At 68.5% G+C, this 13,787-nt stretch carries 16 protein-coding genes; 7 read left to right on the top strand and 9 right to left on the bottom strand.

The genetic code is table 11. The features are described 5' to 3' along the window. Nucleotide 1 precedes the first annotated feature (1 nt). The 6 genes from AC23D4_RS14220 to AC23D4_RS14195 all read left to right on the top strand — a co-directional run bounded on the left by AC23D4_RS14220 (nucleotide 2) and on the right by AC23D4_RS14195 (nucleotide 8,946). Complete coding sequence (locus tag AC23D4_RS14220; protein WP_472888651.1) at nucleotides 2–4,144, top strand: YhdP family protein; 4,143 nt, start codon at nucleotides 2–4, stop codon at nucleotides 4,142–4,144. Nucleotides 4,145–4,192: 48 nt separating this feature from the next. After that, complete coding sequence (locus tag AC23D4_RS14215) at nucleotides 4,193–4,999, top strand: carbon-nitrogen hydrolase family protein (RefSeq protein WP_472888652.1); 807 nt, start codon at nucleotides 4,193–4,195, stop codon at nucleotides 4,997–4,999. Continuing rightward, nucleotides 4,999–7,080 carry a two-component system sensor histidine kinase NtrB gene (locus AC23D4_RS14210; RefSeq protein ID WP_472888653.1) on the top strand — a complete coding sequence of 694 codons (2,082 nt, stop codon included), beginning with the start codon at nucleotides 4,999–5,001 and terminating at the stop codon, nucleotides 7,078–7,080. Before AC23D4_RS14215 ends, AC23D4_RS14210 begins: the two co-directional genes overlap by 1 nt. A gap of 115 nt (nucleotides 7,081–7,195) precedes the next feature. Further along, on the top strand, nucleotides 7,196–7,870 hold the full coding sequence (locus tag AC23D4_RS14205) for a DUF6088 family protein (RefSeq protein ID WP_487623630.1): 675 nt from the start codon (nucleotides 7,196–7,198) through the stop codon (nucleotides 7,868–7,870). Beyond that, the gene (locus tag AC23D4_RS14200) at nucleotides 7,854–8,237 is read left to right on the top strand and encodes a hypothetical protein (protein WP_472888655.1); all 384 of its coding nucleotides are present in this window, start codon (nucleotides 7,854–7,856) and stop codon (nucleotides 8,235–8,237) included. The genes AC23D4_RS14205 and AC23D4_RS14200 overlap by 17 nt, the downstream gene beginning before the upstream one ends. A gap of 79 nt (nucleotides 8,238–8,316) precedes the next feature. After that, the gene (locus tag AC23D4_RS14195) at nucleotides 8,317–8,946 is read left to right on the top strand and encodes a response regulator transcription factor (RefSeq protein WP_472888656.1); all 630 of its coding nucleotides are present in this window, start codon (nucleotides 8,317–8,319) and stop codon (nucleotides 8,944–8,946) included. 22 nt (nucleotides 8,947–8,968) lie between these two features. Here AC23D4_RS14195 and AC23D4_RS14190 read toward each other — a convergent pair whose 3' ends face one another. Next, nucleotides 8,969–9,115 (bottom strand): hypothetical protein, encoded by a 147-nt coding sequence (locus AC23D4_RS14190; RefSeq protein WP_472888657.1) that lies wholly within the window; start codon nucleotides 9,113–9,115, stop codon nucleotides 8,969–8,971. Here AC23D4_RS14190 and mltA point away from each other — a divergent pair. Further along, entirely contained in the window at nucleotides 9,048–10,271 is a 1,224-nt protein-coding gene (mltA, locus tag AC23D4_RS14185; RefSeq protein WP_472888658.1) for a murein transglycosylase A, read from the top strand. The two genes, AC23D4_RS14190 and mltA, sit on opposite strands and share 68 nt — an antisense overlap. A 7-nt stretch (nucleotides 10,272–10,278) precedes the next feature. Here mltA and AC23D4_RS14180 read toward each other — a convergent pair whose 3' ends face one another. From AC23D4_RS14180 to AC23D4_RS14145, 8 genes are all read right to left on the bottom strand, one after another. After that, nucleotides 10,279–10,620 (bottom strand): type II toxin-antitoxin system RelE/ParE family toxin, encoded by a 342-nt coding sequence (locus AC23D4_RS14180; protein WP_472888659.1) that lies wholly within the window; start codon nucleotides 10,618–10,620, stop codon nucleotides 10,279–10,281. Beyond that, the gene (locus AC23D4_RS14175; protein ID WP_472888660.1) at nucleotides 10,620–10,895 is read right to left on the bottom strand and encodes a type II toxin-antitoxin system Phd/YefM family antitoxin; all 276 of its coding nucleotides are present in this window, start codon (nucleotides 10,893–10,895) and stop codon (nucleotides 10,620–10,622) included. Before AC23D4_RS14175 ends, AC23D4_RS14180 begins: the two co-directional genes overlap by 1 nt. Nucleotides 10,896–10,937: 42 nt before the next feature. Beyond that, nucleotides 10,938–11,921 carry a UDP-glucose 4-epimerase GalE gene (galE, locus tag AC23D4_RS14170; RefSeq protein ID WP_472888661.1) on the bottom strand — a complete coding sequence of 328 codons (984 nt, stop codon included), beginning with the start codon at nucleotides 11,919–11,921 and terminating at the stop codon, nucleotides 10,938–10,940. 57 nt (nucleotides 11,922–11,978) lie between these two features. Next, the gene (locus AC23D4_RS14165; RefSeq protein WP_472888662.1) at nucleotides 11,979–12,389 is read right to left on the bottom strand and encodes a type II toxin-antitoxin system VapC family toxin; all 411 of its coding nucleotides are present in this window, start codon (nucleotides 12,387–12,389) and stop codon (nucleotides 11,979–11,981) included. Further along, a complete protein-coding gene (locus AC23D4_RS14160) occupies nucleotides 12,389–12,613 on the bottom strand; it encodes an AbrB/MazE/SpoVT family DNA-binding domain-containing protein (RefSeq protein ID WP_472888663.1) in 225 nt (74 codons plus the stop codon). Before AC23D4_RS14160 ends, AC23D4_RS14165 begins: the two co-directional genes overlap by 1 nt. A gap of 121 nt (nucleotides 12,614–12,734) precedes the next feature. Next, a complete protein-coding gene (locus tag AC23D4_RS14155) occupies nucleotides 12,735–13,025 on the bottom strand; it encodes a hypothetical protein (RefSeq protein WP_472888664.1) in 291 nt (96 codons plus the stop codon). Between the two features lie 72 nt (nucleotides 13,026–13,097). Continuing rightward, complete coding sequence (locus tag AC23D4_RS14150) at nucleotides 13,098–13,511, bottom strand: type II toxin-antitoxin system VapC family toxin (protein WP_472888665.1); 414 nt, start codon at nucleotides 13,509–13,511, stop codon at nucleotides 13,098–13,100. A gap of 9 nt (nucleotides 13,512–13,520) precedes the next feature. Then, nucleotides 13,521–13,781 carry a type II toxin-antitoxin system prevent-host-death family antitoxin gene (locus tag AC23D4_RS14145; RefSeq protein WP_472888666.1) on the bottom strand — a complete coding sequence of 87 codons (261 nt, stop codon included), beginning with the start codon at nucleotides 13,779–13,781 and terminating at the stop codon, nucleotides 13,521–13,523. Between the last annotated feature and the right edge of the window lie 6 nt (nucleotides 13,782–13,787).

The following is a 13,787-nucleotide window of genomic DNA, read 5'->3' as shown; positions in this document are numbered from 1 at the left end:
CGTGACCGCGCGGCTCTTGTTGTGGATGGTGCTGGCCGCCTGGGGCCTGTTTGCGCTCACCTTCGGCGCCTTGCATGGGTGGATTGTGCCGCGAATCAACGACTGGCGCCCCGAGCTGGAAAGCTGGGCCACCCGGGCTGTGGGGGTACCCGTGAAGGTCGGCGCCATCCGTGCGCAGACGGCGGTATCGGGCGATGGCGCAAGCGCCGGTTTCCTGCCCAGCCTGGTGCCGGCCTTCGAGCTCGCCGATGTCCGGCTCTTCGACCCTGCGGGGCGCGAGGCCCTGCACCTGCCCAGCGTGCAGGCCTCGGTGTCCGTCCCCTCGTTGTGGCGGCTGGGCTTCGAGCAACTGGTGATTGCCTCACCCGTGCTCGACGTGCGGCGCACCGCCGAAGGCCGCATCGAAGTGGCGGGCCTGGACTTCTCCGGCCCCAGGCCCGAGGACAACGCCGCCGCCGACTGGTTCTTTGCCCAGACCGAGTTCGTGATCCAGAACGGCGTCGTGCGCTGGACCGACGACCTGCGCGCGCAGCCGCCGATCATCCTGACGGACCTCGACTTCGTGGCCCGCAACAGCGCGCGCCGCCACCAGTTCCGTCTCGATGCCACCCCGAGCACCGAATGGGGCGACCGCTTCAGCCTGCGCGGCCGCTTGCGCGAGCCGCTGCTCGATCTCGTGCGGGGGTCCAGCGAACAGACCCCCTGGCACAGCTGGAGCGGCGAGCTCTACGCCGATTTCCCCAAGGCCGACGTCTCGCGCCTGCGCGGCTACCTCGACCTGTCCGCCTGGCAGGTCGACGTGCGTTCCGGCCAGGGTGCCGTGCGCGCCTGGGCCGACGTCGCCAAAGGCCGCATCACCGGCGTCGTCACCGACCTGGCGCTGCAGGACGTGGCCACCCGGCTCGGGCCGAAGCTGCCCGAACTCACGCTGGCCGGGCTGCAGGGCCGCCTGAGTGCCCAGTGGAGCGCCGCCGGTTTCGAGATCGCCAGCGACAACCTGCGCTTTCGCACCCAGGGTGGTGAAGACTGGCCGGGCGGACAACTGCGGCTGCGGCACCAGGCCGCGCGTGGCAACAACCCGGCCAGCACCAGCCTGAACGCCGACCGCATCGAACTCGCCGCGCTGGCCGCCGTGGCCACGCGCCTGCCCCTGCCCGGGGCCAGCCGCGCGCTGCTGACCAGCCTGCAGCCCGCCGGCCGCCTCGAAGGCTTTGACGCCAGCTGGCAGGGCGTGGCCCCGGCCAGCGCCGAAGCGCAGGCCAGCGACGCGCCCGCGCCCGCCGCCTGGCGCCCCGAGCGCTACCGCGCCAAAGGCCGCGTGTCCGGTCTCGCGCTGGCGGCGCAGGCGCGCGCCGCCGTGAACGGTCAGCGTCCGCTGCCCGGGCGCCCCGGTGTGCAGGCCGCCAGCGCCGACTTCGACCTCAACCAGGACGGCGGCCATGCGCGACTCCAGATCGCCGACGGTTCGGTCGACCTGCCCGGTGTGTTCGAAGACGTGCGCGTGCCGCTCACCCGGTTCGAAGCCGACGCGCGCTGGCGCATCCAGGGCGAGCGCATCGACGCCTGGCTGGACAAGGTGCGCCTGGCCAACGCCGACGCCGAAGGCACGGCCAGCGCCCACTGGCACACCAGCGACCCCGCCACCAGCCCCTCGGACGCGCGCTTCCCCGGCGTGCTCGACCTGACCGCGCGCCTGACCCGCGGCGAGGCCACCCGCGTGCACCGCTACCTGCCGCTCGCCGTCGGTCCGGACGCGCTGCGCTACGTGCGCGATGCCGTCCAGGGTGGGTCGGTGGGTCCGGTCGATTTCCGCATCCAGGGCGATCTCTGGGACATCCCGTTCAACCAGCCCGGTGCGCGCGGCGAATTCCGCATCACCGCCCAGCTCAAAGAGGTTGATTTCGCCTATGTGCCGCCCTTCCTGCAGGACGAGGGCGATGCCGCCTGGCCGGCCCTCAAGGGCGTCAACGGCCAGCTCGTGCTCGACCGCGCCGCCCTGCGCCTGAGCCGGCTCGACGCCGGGCTCGACGGCGCGCCCGGCGTGCGCCTGAGCCAGGCCGAGGTGGCCATCGCCGATCTGGTCCGCGCCCCCGTGCTCAGCGTGAGCGCCAGCGCCCAGGGGCCGGCCACCGAGGTGCTGGGCTTCGTGCGCAGCTCGCCGGTCAACTTCTTCACCGGCCGGGTGCTGGAGCGCGCCACCGTCAACGGCCCCGCCCAGGTGCAGTTCAAGCTCCAGCTGCCGCTGGAGCAGATCGACAAGACCACCGTGCAGGGCAGCGTCCAGTTCAGCGGCAACGACCTGCAGCTCACGCCCGATGCCCCCCTGCTCGGGCGCACCGTCGGCCGCCTGAGCTTCAGCGAGACCGGCTTCACCGTCGCCGATGCCCAGGCCCGCCTCTACGGCGGCGAGCTGCGCTTCGACGGCGGCATGGTGCCCGTGCCCCGGGGCACGCCGCGCATCCAGTTCCGTGGCCAGGGCAGCGCCAGCGCCCAGGGCCTGAGCGACGGCGGGCTGGGCTTCGTCTCGCGCCTGTTCGGCCAGGCCAGCGGTACCGCCAGCTACAGCGCCGAACTCGGCTTCCGCGCCGGCGTGCCCGAACTCGTGGTCACCAGCACCCTGCAGGGGCTCGCCATCAACCTGCCCGCGCCGCTGGCCAAGGCCGCCGCCGACAGCCTGCCCCTGCGCTACGAGAACCGCGTGCTCTCGGTGCTGGCCGATCCCTCGGGCGAAATCGCGCGCACCGACAGCCTGGCCGTCACCCTCGGCCCGCCGGGCCAGCCGCTGGCCGAGCTGCGCTACGAGCGCGACATCACCACCAGCGAGCCGCGCGTGCTGCGCGGCAGCATGGCCGCCGGGCTCGACGCCGGCGAAACCGTCACCCAGCCGGCCAACGGCGTGCAGGCCAACATCCGTTTCCAGCGGGTCGACGCCGACGCCTGGGAGCGTGTCTTCACCGCCACCACCGGCACCGACGTGCGCGCCAGCGTGCAGGCGCCCGACGCCACCGACAACGCCAGCCTGGGCTACCTGCCGTCGAGCCTGGCGGTGCGCGCCGGCCAGCTCATCGTCAGCGGGCGCAGCTTCACCAACGTGGTGGTCGGCGGCTCGCGCGAAGGCAACCACTGGCGCGCCAACGTCGACGCCGAGGAACTCAACGGCTACGTCGAATACCGCCAGCCCGCCGGCAACACCGCCGGCAACATCTACGCGCGCCTGGCCCACCTCAACCTCGCGCCGGCCGCCGCCGCCGACGTCGAGCAGCTGCTGCAGCAGCCCACCAGTATGCCCGCGCTGGACATCGCGATCGAAGACCTCGTGCTCTCCAACCGGCGGCTCTCGCGCGTGGAGATCGTGGCGCAGAACCGCGGCACCGCCGCGCGCACCCGCGAATGGCAGCTCACCAGGCTCAACATCGACACCCCCGAAGCGCAGCTTTTCGCCTCCGGCAGCTGGGCCGTGCCCGACAACAGCGCGGGTGCCGTGCGGCGCACCGCGCTCAACTTCAAGCTCGACATCCAGGACGCCGGCCTGCTGCTCACGCGCTTTGGCCGCCCCGGCGTCGTGCGCGGCGCCAAGGGCCAGATCAGCGGCCACATCGCCTGGGTCGGTTCGCCCATGACGCTGGACTACCCCAGCCTCTCCGGCCAGCTCAAGGCCGACGTGCAGAGCGGCCAGTTCCTCAAGGTCGAACCCGGTGCCGCCAAGCTGCTCGGCGTGCTCAGCCTGCAGGCGCTGCCGCGCCGCCTGGTGCTCGATTTCCGCGACGTGTTTTCCGAGGGCTTCACCTTCGACTTCGTGCGCGGCGACGCCACCATCATCCAGGGCGTGGCCCGCACCAACAACCTGCAGATGAAGGGCATCAACGCCGCCGTGCTGATGGAAGGCAGCGCCGACATCGCGCGCGAACAGCAGGACCTCAAGGTCGTCGTCGTGCCCGAGATCAACGCCGGCACCGCGGCCCTGATCGCCACCGCCATCAACCCCGCCATCGGGCTGGGCACCTTTCTGGCCCAGTTCCTGCTGCGCCAACCGCTGCAAAGCGCCACAACGCAGCAGTTCCACATCACCGGCAGCTGGGCCGACCCGCAAGTAGACAAGGTTGAACGCCAGGCCGCACCGGCAGCGGGCGCCGGGCTGCGTTAAGCTTTTCAGAAAACCCGGGGGCGCCATGCCACCAAAGAAGGAGTTCTCATGAAAGTCGCCGCCATCCAGATGGTCTCGGGCATCAGCCTCGACGCCAACCTCAGCGCAGCGCGCGCCCTGCTCGACCAGGCCGCCCACTGCGGTGCCGAGCTGGCCGTGTTGCCCGAGTACTTCTGCTTCATGGGCCAGAGCGACGCCGACAAGCTGCTGCTGGCCGAAACCCCGGGCCTGGGCACGGTGCAGGACTTTCTGTCCGACACCGCGCGCGAGCTCAAGCTCTGGATCGTCGGCGGCACCCTGCCCATGGCCACCGACGACCCCCACCACGCCGCCAACGCCTCGCTGGTCTATTCGCCCAAGGGCGAATGCGTCAGCCGCTACGACAAGATCCACCTCTTCCGCTACGACAACGGCCGCGAGAGCTACGACGAGGCCAGCGTGCTGCGCGCGGGCGAAACCCCCACCGTCTTCGACTGTCCCTCGCGCCAGGGCCAGAGCTGGCGCGTCGGCATGAGCGTCTGCTATGACCTGCGCTTCGGCGAGCTCTACCGCATGCTCGCCGCTGACCTGCTGCTCGTGCCCGCCGCCTTCACCCACACCACCGGCCAGGCCCACTGGGAGGTGCTGCTGCGCGCGCGCGCCATCGAAAACCAGGCCTACGTCATCGCCAGCGCCCAGGGCGGCAACCACGACAACGGCCGCCGCACCTGGGGCCACAGCATGGTCATCGATCCCTGGGGCCAGGTCATGGCGATGCAGGCCGAAGGCCCCGGTGTCGTGCTCGCCGAGCTCGACATGGCGCGCCTGCACAGCGTGCGCGAACAACTGCCCGCCCTCCAGCACCGCAGGCTCTGATGCTCGCGGCCGCTCCCGGCGACCCACCGCGTGGCGGCCTGCGCCCGCGCCGGCGGCTGCTGTGGGGCGCGCTGCTGCTGCTGGTGTTGGCCCTGCTGGGCGTGCTGGCCTACCTGGCCGCTGAATACGAAGAAGTGCGCGACCAGAGCGCGCTCGAAGCCGATGCCGAAGCCCTCGCCAGCGACCTTCGCAGCGCCCTGGTGCGCAACGTGCAGACCCTGCAGTCGCTCTACAGCATCGCGGCCAGCCCCGGCGCCTGGTCCGCGCCGGCCGGCGAGGTGCTGGCCGAACACCGCGAGATCGTGCGCCTGGAGTGGCGCGACAACAGCCGCGCGCTCATCGCCCACCGCGACACGCCCTACCTCGCCGACCTCTTCAGCTACCTCGACCGCTCCCAGGCCCTGCCCGACATGCGCCAGGCCTGCGACAACGCGCAACGCAGCTCCGGTCCCTCGTACTCCCCGAGCTACTTCTGGCCCATGAACGGCGGCCTCGGTCTGGAGCTCATGGACATGTGCCTGCCCGTCGTGCGCAACGGCAAGCCCGCCGGCTTCCTCGTCGCCACCTACTCGCTGCCCGGCCTGCTTGCCGAGCTGGGCAACAAGAACCTGCTGCGCGGGCGCGGCCTGGCCTTCATCGACACCGACGGCACCCGCCTCGCGCTCTACAGCAGCGTCAGCGGCAGCCGCCGCACCCAGGTCGCGCGCGCCCTGCTCGACCTGCCCGGCCACACCATTCTGCTGCGCCTGGAGAGCCCGCGCCTGGGCACCGGCGCGGCCTTCGGCCTGCTGCCCAACGTGCTCACCGCCGTCGTCGGCGCGCTCTCGCTGGCCCTGCTCGCCGTGTTGGGCCTGCTCGGGCGCGACATGCGCCTGCGCCAGCGCGCCGAACACGAACTCGGCGACGCCCTGGCCTTTCGCAAGGCGATGGAAAACTCCCTCGTCACCGGCCTGCGCGCGCGCGACATGAGCGGGCGCATCACCTACGTCAACCCCGCCTTCTGCCAGATGGTCGGCCTGCCGCCCGAGCAACTCATCGGCACCGGCCTGCCCGCACCCTGGTGGCCGCCCGAGCTGGTCGACGAATACCAGCAGCGCCAGGCCGTGCGCCTGGCCGGGCAGACCCTGCCACGCGAGGGCTACGAATCCGTCTTCCAGCGCAGCGACGGCACCCGCTTCCCGGTGCTCATCATCGAAGCCCCGCTGATCGACGCCCAGGGCACGCAGACCGGCTTCATGAGCGCCATCCTCGACCTGAGCGAACAGCGCCGCATCGAAGACCTCAACCGCGCCTCGCAGGAGCGCCTGCAGGCCACCGCCCGCCTCGCCACCGTGGGCGAAATGGCTTCGCTGCTCAGCCACGAACTCAACCAGCCGCTCGCGGCCATCGCCAGCTACGCCAGCGGCACGCTCAACCTGCTCGACGAGCCGCCCGGCTCCAGCGGGCCCGCCCTGCCCCAGGGCGAGCTGCGCCAGGCCATGCAGCGCATCGGCGAACAGGCCGAGCGCGCCGGGCGCGTCATCAAGAGCGTGGCCGACTTCGTGCGCCGCCGCGAACAGGTGCGCGAAGCCGTCGCGCCCGCCAGCCTGATCGACGCCATCCTGCCCCTGCTCGGCCTGCAGGCCAAGAAGCAGGGCATCCGCGTGCAGACCCAGATCGCGCCCGGCTGTCCGCCCGTGCTGTGCGACCGCACCATGGTCGAGCAGGTGCTGCTCAACCTCGCGCGCAACGGCGTTCAGGCCATGCCCGCCAACGACCCGCCGGCCGCCTCCGGCCTGCGCGTGCTCACGCTGGCGGTCAGCCGCACGCGCCTGCACGCCAGTGACGACGACGAAGCCGCCGCCCGCGGCAGCCCGCCGCGCAAGGTCTGGGTCGAATTCGCCGTCACCGACCACGGCCACGGCCTGAGCGAAGCGGTGCGCCAGCAGCTCTTCACGCCTTTTTTCACCACCAAGGCCGAAGGCATGGGCCTCGGCCTCAGCCTGTGCCGCACCGTGATCGAGCAGCACGGCGGCGCGCTCACCTACGAACCGGCGCTGCCCCGGGGCACGGTGTTCCGGTTCACGCTGCCGGGCGCCTGAAGTTGTGCAGATCATGCCGGAAAACAGGTGTTTCTGATCTCTGTAACCAATTGAATTTAAAGACAAAAATGCCTTTTCATGAGAAAATATGCTTCTGTTCTGGAGCACCCCTGCCGTGAAGATCGAAAACCGCATTCTTTTGTCCATCAGGCGCCGTCCTGGTGTGGTGCTCCTGAGGCGTGATGTGGCCCACTTCGGCAGTGCTTCCCAAGTGTCCGAAGCGCTCAAGGCCTTGCTGGCCCGGGGTGAGCTGATGCGGGTGGGGGCTGGCATCTACGCCAAATCGGCCCGCAACGCCGACACCGGCAAAGTGAGCCTGGTGGCGTCCGCCGAAGCCATCGCGGTCGAAATCTTTCAGAAACTCGGTGTGAAAGCGCGCATCGATCGCAACCTTGCTCCGGGCCAGTCCAGCGCCAACACCCTGCCACTGGACATCGGGTCACACCGCATCCATCGGCGTTTGTCGATTGCGGGTCAGCCGGTGGTTTATGTGCGCCCTGCGGAGCGCTCGCGTGCCCCCTCGCTGCACCTGCCTCTGCGCGAACTGCCCACGGAAAAGGTGAGCCAGTTTGTCGCCCGTCTGGCGCAGGCGCACCAGGTTGCCTACGTTCGAACCGCTGCCGACGAGTGGGCCGACACCGCGACGCGACTGTCCGGTGACGAGGTCCGTTCTGATTCGACTGGCGATCTGCTCGTGGCCCTGAAACGCGCCCACAAGCTCACCGACCGCGAGATGGCCACCTTGCTGATCAACCATCTCCGGGAACAGCAGCGTGTTCGATCCGTTTAAGGACTTCGACACCGCAGGCTACCTGCGCAATTTCGCGGCCGAGAAGGACCTTGACATCGTCAAGGCGGCCGAACACGAACTCTTCCGGGCCAACCTCCCGGAGGTCGTGCACCACCTCGCCACGTTGACCCAAATCACCTACGCGGATTTCTGCCAGGTTCACAAAATCCTCTTCCAGGGCCTCTACCCCTGGGCCGGGCAGGACCGCAGCCTCACGGCGCCCGACAGCGCGGTCCACAAGGGCGAGCCTTTGTCGGTCCACCCCAGTCGGAGCAGGCCTGGGTCGATACCGTGGCCGCACTCCCTGGTCTGGATGGGGCAGGGCAGCTTGATGAAGTCCACGGCAGTTTCAGCGATCCTCAGGTGAGCGCCCAATACCGACAGTTCGAACGGCACCGCGGCTATGAAATCAAAGGTTGATCGCCCGTGTTCACTATCATCCCGCCATGACCCAGCACCCCGACGCCCGGATCTTTCTCGTCGATGACGACGCCGGCGTGCGCGACGCGCTGGCCTGGCTGCTGCGCACGCGCCGCCTGCTCAGCGAAGGCTTCGACAGCGCCGACGCTTTCCTGACCGAGATCGCGCGCTGGCACAGCGAACCCCATTCACCCTGCTGCCTGCTGCTCGACGTGCGCATGCCCGGCACCAGCGGCCTCGCGCTGTTCGAACACCTGCTCACCCTGCCCTGGCAGGCCGTCATGCCGGTGATCTTTCTCTCCGGCCATGCCGACGTGCCCACCGCCGTCGACGCCGTCAAGCGCGGGGCTTTCGACTTCTGCGAAAAGCCGTTCTCCGACAACGCCCTGGTCGACCGCGTCGAGCAGGCGCTCAACCAGTCCGCCCAGGTGCTCGCCGCGCGCCGCGCGCAGCGCGAGATGCAGCAGCGGCTGGACTCGCTCACCGAGCGCGAGCGCGACGTCATGAACCTCGTCATCGCCGGCCTGCCCAACAAGCTCGTCGCCGACCAGCTCAACATCAGCGTGCGCACGGTCGAAGTGCACCGCTCGCGCGTGTTCGACAAGATGGGGGTGAAATCGGCGGTGGAGCTGGCCAACGCCCTGCGGCTCGCGTGAGTGAACGAGCGGCCGCGCCGTCTCAGGGCATGGGCGGACCGTCCTGGTCCCGCTCGCGCTGCACATCCTCGGGCAGCTCGCCCTTCTTGCGCCCGGAAAACATGGTCCACCACACAATGAACACCAGCAACACCAGCGCGCCCAGCGCTTCAAGCAACAGCAAAGTCATGGCAGGTCGTTTCGGTGGGGGAAGTGGGTGGAGAGTGTGGCTGGCGGCCTGCATTGTAGGCAGCCTGCTCGCGGCGTGCTCTTCCGTTCCCATGCCCCCGCGCGCGCCGGTGGACGTGCCCCGCGTGGTCGACACCGGCCCGCTGCCGCCCGCCCTGCAGCGCGGCAAGAGCCTCTGGACCCCCGTGCGCTGGAGCGAACTGCCCGGCTGGGGACAAGACAGCCTGCACGAAGCCTGGAACGCCTGGCTGCGCGGCTGTGAACGGCCTGTCGCCGGGCATGCCGTGCTCTGCAACGAAGCGCGCCCGCTCGCCATCGCCACGCCCGCCGAACAGCGCGCCTGGGTCGAGCGCCGCTTCCAGCCCTACCGCGTCATGGAGCGCGACGGCAGCCTGCCCCAGGGCCTGCTCACCGGCTACTACGAACCCATCCTCGGCGCCCGCCGCCTGCCCAGCGCCAGCCACCGCACGCCGCTCTACGCGCTACCCGCCGGCTTTCGCCCGGGTCAGCCCTGGTACAGCCGCAAGGACATCGACACCCTGCCCGTCGCCCAGGCCGCGCTGCAAGGCAAAGCCATCGCCTGGCTCGCCGACCCCATCGACGCGCTCATCCTGCAGATCCAGGGCTCCGGCCGGCTCGACATCACCGAACCCGACGGCCGCCAGCGCCAGGTGCGCGTCGCCTTCGCCGGCCACAACGGCCATCCCTACCAGAGCGCCATTCGATGGTTGCTTGATCAGCGTGCCATCCGCGATGGATCCTGGGAGGCCACTAAAACATGGGCCGCGCAGAATCCGGGCCGCGTCAACGAGATGCTCTGGAGCAACCCGCGCACCGTCTTCTTCCGCGAAGAAGCCCTGAATCAACTCGACGCCCGCTTCGGACCGCGCGGTGCCCAGGGCGTGCCGCTCACGCCCGGGCGCTCCATCGCTGTCGATCCACAAAGCATCCCCTACGGCACCCCGGTCTGGCTCGCCACGCAGGGCAGCGCGCTCAACCAGCAGAAACTCGTGCTCGCGCAGGACACCGGCGGCGCCATCGTCGGCGCCGTGCGCGCCGACCTCTTCACCGGCTGGGGCGGCTGGACCGACCCCGCCTACCAGCTCGCCGGGAAGCTCAAGCAGCCGCTGCAACTGTGGGCGCTGTGGCCGCGGTAGGCCGCAGTCAGGTGCCGAGCAGGCGTCGAGACAACACCGACTGCATGTCCCTGCGGCCATCGACGATCAGGTAGATGACAACCTGGTTGCCGCCGACCCGGTAGATCACCCGGTAGGGCTTGAACGCCGTTTGGCGATATGCCTTGATGCCCAGAGCCACCAACTCCTTGGGGTAGCTGCCTCGCTCGGGAAACCGGGCCAGACTCTGCACAACCTCCATCAACTGATCGAGAACGTGGTTGGCGTTGGCCAGGCTGTCGAACTCGGCGATGTACTCGTGGATGGATTCCAGGTCCTGCTCAGCACCATGGGTGAGCAGGACCTCGTAGCGTTTCGGTTTGCCGGCCATCAGGCCATCGCCCGTTTCGCGCGCAGGCGCTCCACGACGTCAGCCACTGGTTTGACCCGGCCGGCTTCAACCTCCTGGCTGCCGAGTGCCAGGATCTTCAACAAGGCGAGAGTCGCCTGGGTTTCTTCGAACGATGCGACATCCTGAAGCACTGCTTTGGCCTCACCGTTCTGAGTGATGACCAAGGGTTCACGCTGCTCGGACAGCTGAGCCAGCACCTCCGCGGCGTTGGCCTTCAGATAGCTGATGGGCTTGACTTGAGACGAGTAGCGCATGGTTTTGCCTTTGGGATTCAAATAAGACTAAATATAGTCTTTTTATGGTCTTATCACCACCGCCTTCAACTCCCAAGCCCAGGCGTGCCCGATCAGCGTCTCCAGCGCCGCAAACTGCGGCTTCCAGCCCAGCTGCGCCGTCGCCGCGCGCGAATCGGCCACCAGGCGCGCCGGGTCGCCGGCGCGGCGCTCGGCGTACACCACCGGGATCTCGCGGCCCGTCACCTGGCGCGCCGTGTCGATCACCTGCTGCACCGAAAACCCGCTGCCGTTGCCCAGGTTGTAAGCCTGGCTGCCCGCGCCGCCCATCAGGCTCTGCAGCGCCAGCCCGTGCGCCTGGCACAGGTCGTTGATGTGCACGTAATCGCGGATGCAGGTGCCGTCGGGCGTGTCGTAGTCGCGGCCGAACACGCTGATGTGCGGCCGCCGCCCCGAAGCCGCCTGCAACACCAGCGGGATCAGGTGCGTCTCCGGGTCGTGGCGCTCGCCCAGTTCGCCCGCCGGGTCGGCGCCCGCCGCGTTGAAATAGCGCAGGCAGACCGACTTCAGCCCATACGCCCGGTCGTAGTCCGCCAGCGCCTGCTCCACCATCAGCTTCGTGCGGCCATACGGGTTGATCGGCTGCTGCCGGTGCGCCTCGTCGATGGTGTCGCTCTGCGGCTCGCCAAAGATCGCCGCCGTGGACGAAAAGATGAACCGCTTCACGCCCGCTGCCACCATCGCGTCCAGCAGGTTCAGCGTGTTCACCACGTTGTTCTGGTAATACTTCGCCGGCGCCACCACCGACTCGCCCACCTGGATGAACGAGGCGAAATGCATCACCGCGTCAAACCGCCCCTCGGCCAGCAGCCGGTCGAGCAGCGCGCGGTCGGCAATGTCGCCCTGCACGAACCTGCCGTGCAACACCGCGTCGGCGTGCCCGCCCGAGAGGTTGTCCAGCGTCGTCACCGCGTTGCCCGCCAGGCCCAGGTGTTTCACCATGTGCGAGCCGATATAGCCCGCGCCGCCCACCACCAGAATGTTCAAGTTGTTCTCCACAAAATTAGAAAGCTTCAAAGCGAAGCGTTGACCACTTGCTTGGACCTACCCCTGGCCCTGCATCAGCTGCGCGCCCTCCAGCCTGGCCGCGCCCCGGTCAAAGGTGAGCAGCGGCCCTTGGCGTGCCTGGTCGGCCAGCGCCACATGCAGGCAATCGGCATAGTCTGGAGCACCCACCCGCCGGTATCGCCACAGCGACTGCTCGAGCGCCGCTTCTTCCTGAAACGCCAGTTCCGAAGCACTCATCAAGCCGTCCAGAGCCGCCAGGACAGAAGCCTTTTCAAAGCGGTAGCGAGACCGGAGCACCCATTCCAGCTCCAGCATGACGGTGAGCGGAACGTACAAACGTTCATTGCGCTCGGCGCACGACGCCAGCAAGCCTGCAACGACCTCAGCTTGCACCTCGTCGTCAACGACCAGCCAGCGCACCAAAACGTTGGTATCCAGGGCTGCCATCAGGCTTTGCCCAAACCCATGTCTTCGGCGGCCACGCTCAGGCCCGCCGCAGGGGTGAGCAGACCTCGCAACTCATTGATGGATTTGTTCTTGGCTCTCAGCACCACAGTGCCGTCGGGCATCGGGGTGAACGTGAGCCGATCTTGAGCGTTGATTCCCAATGACCGCCGGATATCGACGGGGATGGTGATCTGTCCCTTGCTGGTCACTGTGGCTTCTGACATGGTGTTCCTTACTTTTAAATACAGTGTAAGGATTTTAGGTACCCGGGTCAATCTCTTGGCCGCCGCCGCCCAGACGCAAAAAAAGCCCCGAAGGGCTTTTTTTTTGGCTGCTGACCGGGGATCAGCTTGGGCTGATCGGGTTGTTGGGCTTGCGGTTTTCTTTCACCTTGTACGCCACGGCCAAGCCCCCGGCGATGCCACCACCGATCAGCAGGTTGCTGTTGCCGGCGAGGTTGGTGCCTTGCCCTGCGCGGGCGGCCACGTTTGCCTGGCAGGCCGCTTCGGTGGCGGGCATCGACTGACCGGCGGTCAGCACGGCCACGCAGCCGCTGGCGAAGGTCACGGTGGCGGAGCCCGTGGCGACCAGGTTGGCGCCGGTGGGCACGGCCATGCCGGGGGTGACGCTGACCATCTGGTTGCCGGTCGACTGGCCGCCGGGCCATACCCCATCGGGGGGATGGGTCGGGCGGGTTTCTGCCGCCGATCACGCATTCCAGGGGTTGACCAGCGCGACCCCCGTACCGACAAAGTCCGATACGTTGCGTGTCACGACTGCAAAACCATGCTCAATGGCCGTTGCCGCGATCATGGCGTCTCGCTCTGAGCGAGGGTCCGGAACATGCAGTGAAGCACACACGGGCGCGGTGTTTTCGGTGAATGGCAGGATTCGGCCGGCGAACGCCAAACGCACGCCCGAAAGCCAGGCGCGCAATGCGCTGCCCTGAGGCGGCATGCGGCGCTCCAGTGCCCGGATGCCAATTTCCAGTTCCAGGATGGAAATGGCGGACAGGAAAAGTCGGCTGCTGGGTTGAGCTGCGGCCCAGGCCCGCACCTGCTCTGATGGATGGGGTTTGCCTTGGCGCAGCTCGGAAATGACGTTGGTATCCAGAACGAACATGGAGCGTCCTCAGTCAAGCGGTGCGGCTGTGAGCTGGAGATTCAAGCGTGGTGGATCGAATTCGATGCCGTCCCCGCCCGGGATGCCGTCCATGACATCGAGCAGCGACCGCTCGCCCTGACCGGCGATGCGGTAGTAGTCGTCGATTTTGAGCAGCGCAAAGGCAGGGCGACCACGGTCGGTGATGAACACGGGGCCATCGGCAGCCGCGCGTTTGGCCGCTGACACATCGCGGGTGAAGTCCCGGCTGGAAAACGTGTGGATGCCCATGTCGAT

This window comes from Hydrogenophaga sp. L76 (genome assembly GCF_057654755.1).
Note: the sequence above shows the minus strand (reverse complement) of the source record. Positions and strands in the feature narration are given on the sequence as shown.

What these genes read in the sequence shown, in the direction of transcription:
- AC23D4_RS14215 (WP_472888652.1), top strand. Translation starts at nt 4,193, where the DNA reads ATGAAAGTCGCCGCCATCCAGATGGTCTCGGGCATCAGCCTCGACGCC.
- AC23D4_RS14175 (WP_472888660.1), bottom strand. Translation starts at nt 10,895, where the DNA reads ATGCGCTACTCGTCTCAAGTCAAGCCCATCAGCTATCTGAAGGCCAAC.
- AC23D4_RS14160 (WP_472888663.1), bottom strand. Translation starts at nt 12,613, where the DNA reads ATGTCAGAAGCCACAGTGACCAGCAAGGGACAGATCACCATCCCCGTC.
- AC23D4_RS14150 (WP_472888665.1), bottom strand. Translation starts at nt 13,511, where the DNA reads ATGTTCGTTCTGGATACCAACGTCATTTCCGAGCTGCGCCAAGGCAAA.
- AC23D4_RS14155 (WP_472888664.1), bottom strand. Translation starts at nt 13,025, where the DNA reads ATGGTCAGCGTCACCCCCGGCATGGCCGTGCCCACCGGCGCCAACCTG.
- AC23D4_RS14210 (WP_472888653.1), top strand. Translation starts at nt 4,999, where the DNA reads ATGCTCGCGGCCGCTCCCGGCGACCCACCGCGTGGCGGCCTGCGCCCG.
- AC23D4_RS14165 (WP_472888662.1), bottom strand. Translation starts at nt 12,389, where the DNA reads ATGGCAGCCCTGGATACCAACGTTTTGGTGCGCTGGCTGGTCGTTGAC.
- AC23D4_RS14190 (WP_472888657.1), bottom strand. Translation starts at nt 9,115, where the DNA reads ATGACTTTGCTGTTGCTTGAAGCGCTGGGCGCGCTGGTGTTGCTGGTG.
- AC23D4_RS14195 (WP_472888656.1), top strand. Translation starts at nt 8,317, where the DNA reads ATGACCCAGCACCCCGACGCCCGGATCTTTCTCGTCGATGACGACGCC.
- AC23D4_RS14145 (WP_472888666.1), bottom strand. Translation starts at nt 13,781, where the DNA reads ATGGGCATCCACACGTTTTCCAGCCGGGACTTCACCCGCGATGTGTCA.
- AC23D4_RS14180 (WP_472888659.1), bottom strand. Translation starts at nt 10,620, where the DNA reads ATGGCCGGCAAACCGAAACGCTACGAGGTCCTGCTCACCCATGGTGCT.
- mltA (WP_472888658.1), top strand. Translation starts at nt 9,048, where the DNA reads ATGGTCCACCACACAATGAACACCAGCAACACCAGCGCGCCCAGCGCT.